Genomic DNA, 2,389 nt, shown 5'->3' on the forward strand with positions numbered 1-2,389 from the left:
GGCGGGACGCTGAACGGCGGCCCGGTCGGCGGCCTCGAAGGTCTCGGCTCGGGCGCGCAGCGCGGTGCCGCAGCGGGCAGCCGCCTCGGCAACGCCGACGTCGATCAGACGGCCGGCACCACGGTGGTTCAGCCCAGCCCCGAGCAGCAGGCGATGCTGGCGGAGCTCTCCGCCACCCCGTCGGGCCCGCGCTTCGACCGCCTCTACGTGAGTCAGCAGGTCCAGGCGCACCGGATGACGATCGGCATGACCGAGGCCTACGCCTCGTCCGGCCCGAACCCGGCGCTTCGCACCTACGCGCAGCAGGCCCTGCCGGTGCTGCAGCACCATTACGGCATGGCCCAGCGCCTGCCGGGCGCCCGCGACGCGATGTAATCGTCCGATCCCGCTCGGCGCCGACGCCGAGCGCGGCTCATGAGACAGGGCGGCAGGCGTAAGCCTGCCGCCCTTTTCGTTGGTCCGGTCTTTCGTCGGCCCTGGCCTTCCCGTTCCGATTGATCTCGGATTGAAAGGCGAGGCGGGTGCTCTCGAAGGAAAGCACCCGCCTCGCCGGACGCGTCAGCTGCAGCTCATCATCGCGGAGGGGCGCAGCGGCTCGCCGCTCCGATCGACCGCCTGCGCGAAGTCCCCGGTCTCGGGATTGCGGACCAGCAGGTCGCCCGTGGCCACGCCGAAATGCGCGCCGTGCAGCTTCAGGGTGCCGGCCTCGACCCGTTCCTTGATGAACGGGAAGGTCATCAGGTTCTCGAGGCTCTGGCTGACCATCGCGTGCTCGAGGCGGGTGAGGTATTCGGGCGCTCTCGAATCGCCGGCCTTCGCCTCGGCGGGCTCGACGAGGGAGACCCACTTGCCGATGAAGTTGCCCTTCGAGAGCGGCTTGGCCTTGTTGGCGTAGGCCTTGATGCCGCCGCAGCTGGCGTGGCCGAGCACGACGATGTTCTTGACCTCGAGGCCCTGCACCGCGAACTCGATCGCCGCCGAGGTGCCGTGATAGTCGCCGCCGGTCTCGTAGATCGGCACGATGGCGGCCACGTTGCGGATCACGAACAGCTCGCCCGGGCCGACGTCGAAGATCGCTTCCGGCGCGACCCGGCTGTCGCAGCAGCTGATCACCAGCGTCTCGGGCTCCTGGGCGGTCGCCAGCTCGGCGAAGCGCTTCCGCTCCGTCGGAAAGCGGCCGGAAAGGAAGGAACGGTAGCCGTCGGTGAGCGCGGTCGGAAACATGAGTCCTCCTGACAATCGAGAAATTCCGTCACGGAACGAGTGGCCTGAGCCCCCTGTTCCACGCTCAAGTTTGCTGCCAGGTCAGGATGATCGGGGCGTCTGGAACGTGTCCGGCGACGAGGCGCTCGGCGAGCTGACCGAGGCCGGCGGGCTCGATCCGCGCCTCGGTGGCGAGCAGCTCGGCCACCGTCCACCAGCGCGTGCCGTGCAGCGGGTTGTCCTCGGTCTCCATCAGGCGGCTGGTGTCGATCCGGTTGTCGGGCAGACGCACCAGGAAATAGCGCTCGCGTGCATCGCGCGACTGCCGGAACAGGTGGAACGGGCCGTCGCAGGCCGCGACCTGCGGGCCGATCGCGCAGTCGGCCCGGCCGATCTCCTCCGACAATTCCCGGCGGCAGGCCGTGACGTGGTCCTCGCCGGGCTCCAGCCCGCCGCCCGGCATGAACCAGAACCGCAGCGGCGTGCCGTCCGGCGCATGCGCGTGCACCGATTCGTACTCGATCAGCAGCAGCCGGTCGGCGGGATCGAACACCAGCGCGCGGGCGACGTGGCGGATGGCGGGGTTCGGGTCTCGGGTCTGTTCGCTCATGGCCCAGGTCGTTAGCAGACTTTGCCTGGCTCGCGGGATTCGGGCCGGTCGCCCCCCTGAAGCGGCGCCGGCATCCAGATCACCGCCGGCAGGCCGTGGGCGTCGCGCTCGGGCAGGTCCGGCAGCGGGCTCGCGCGGCCGAGGAGGATGTCGCGGGCGACGACGAGGCCGGCCATCGCGTCGAGGTGGTCGTCGGCACCGACGCCGCGCGGCCGTGCGCCGTGAACCAGCGCCTCCGGCAGCCCGGCGGCGACGAGGAGCGCCCGGCGCAGGTTCAGCCCGGCCTGCCGCTGCGGCCCCTTCTTGGCCGCCGCCAGCGCCCGGTCGCCGTTGAGGCGGCGGAAGGCGATCTCGGGGTGGACCTCGTGCAGGCGCGCCGTCAGCGCCGGCCGCTCGCGCAGCAGGGCGTCCACCGCGCGGATGTAGCGGAAGATGTTGAAGCACTGGATCGAGGGCGCGAAGGGCGGCGCGCTGCCCGCGCGCGACAGCGCCTTGGCGGTCTCGTAGTCGTCGGCGAAGATCGCCGCGCGCGGCGGCACCGGGAACACGCTCGACCGGCCGGCGCCGAGATAGGCG

The 2,389-nt window shown here is 71.4% G+C and carries 4 protein-coding genes; 1 reads left to right on the forward strand and 3 read right to left on the reverse strand.

Annotated elements, in window-relative coordinates:
- A partial coding sequence (locus FV223_RS25485; RefSeq protein ID WP_147729558.1) for a DUF4142 domain-containing protein occupies positions 1–375 on the forward strand: 375 nt, incomplete at its 5' end.
- Positions 376–558: 183 nt separating this feature from the next.
- Here the strand turns inward: FV223_RS25485 and FV223_RS25490 are convergent.
- From FV223_RS25490 to FV223_RS25500, 3 genes are all read right to left on the reverse strand, one after another.
- Entirely contained in the window at positions 559–1,224 is a 666-nt protein-coding gene (locus FV223_RS25490; protein ID WP_147729559.1) for a carbonic anhydrase, read from the reverse strand.
- A 64-nt stretch (positions 1,225–1,288) separates the two neighbouring features.
- Positions 1,289–1,813, reverse strand: coding sequence for an NUDIX domain-containing protein (locus FV223_RS25495; RefSeq protein ID WP_147729560.1), 525 nt, complete (start codon positions 1,811–1,813; stop codon positions 1,289–1,291).
- Between the two features lie 11 nt (positions 1,814–1,824).
- The coding region (locus FV223_RS25500) for a DUF429 domain-containing protein (protein WP_147729561.1) at positions 1,825–2,389 on the reverse strand (565 nt) is incomplete at its 5' end.

Source organism: Methylobacterium sp. WL116 (assembly GCF_008039455.1).
Lineage (GTDB): Bacteria > Pseudomonadota > Alphaproteobacteria > Rhizobiales > Beijerinckiaceae > Methylobacterium.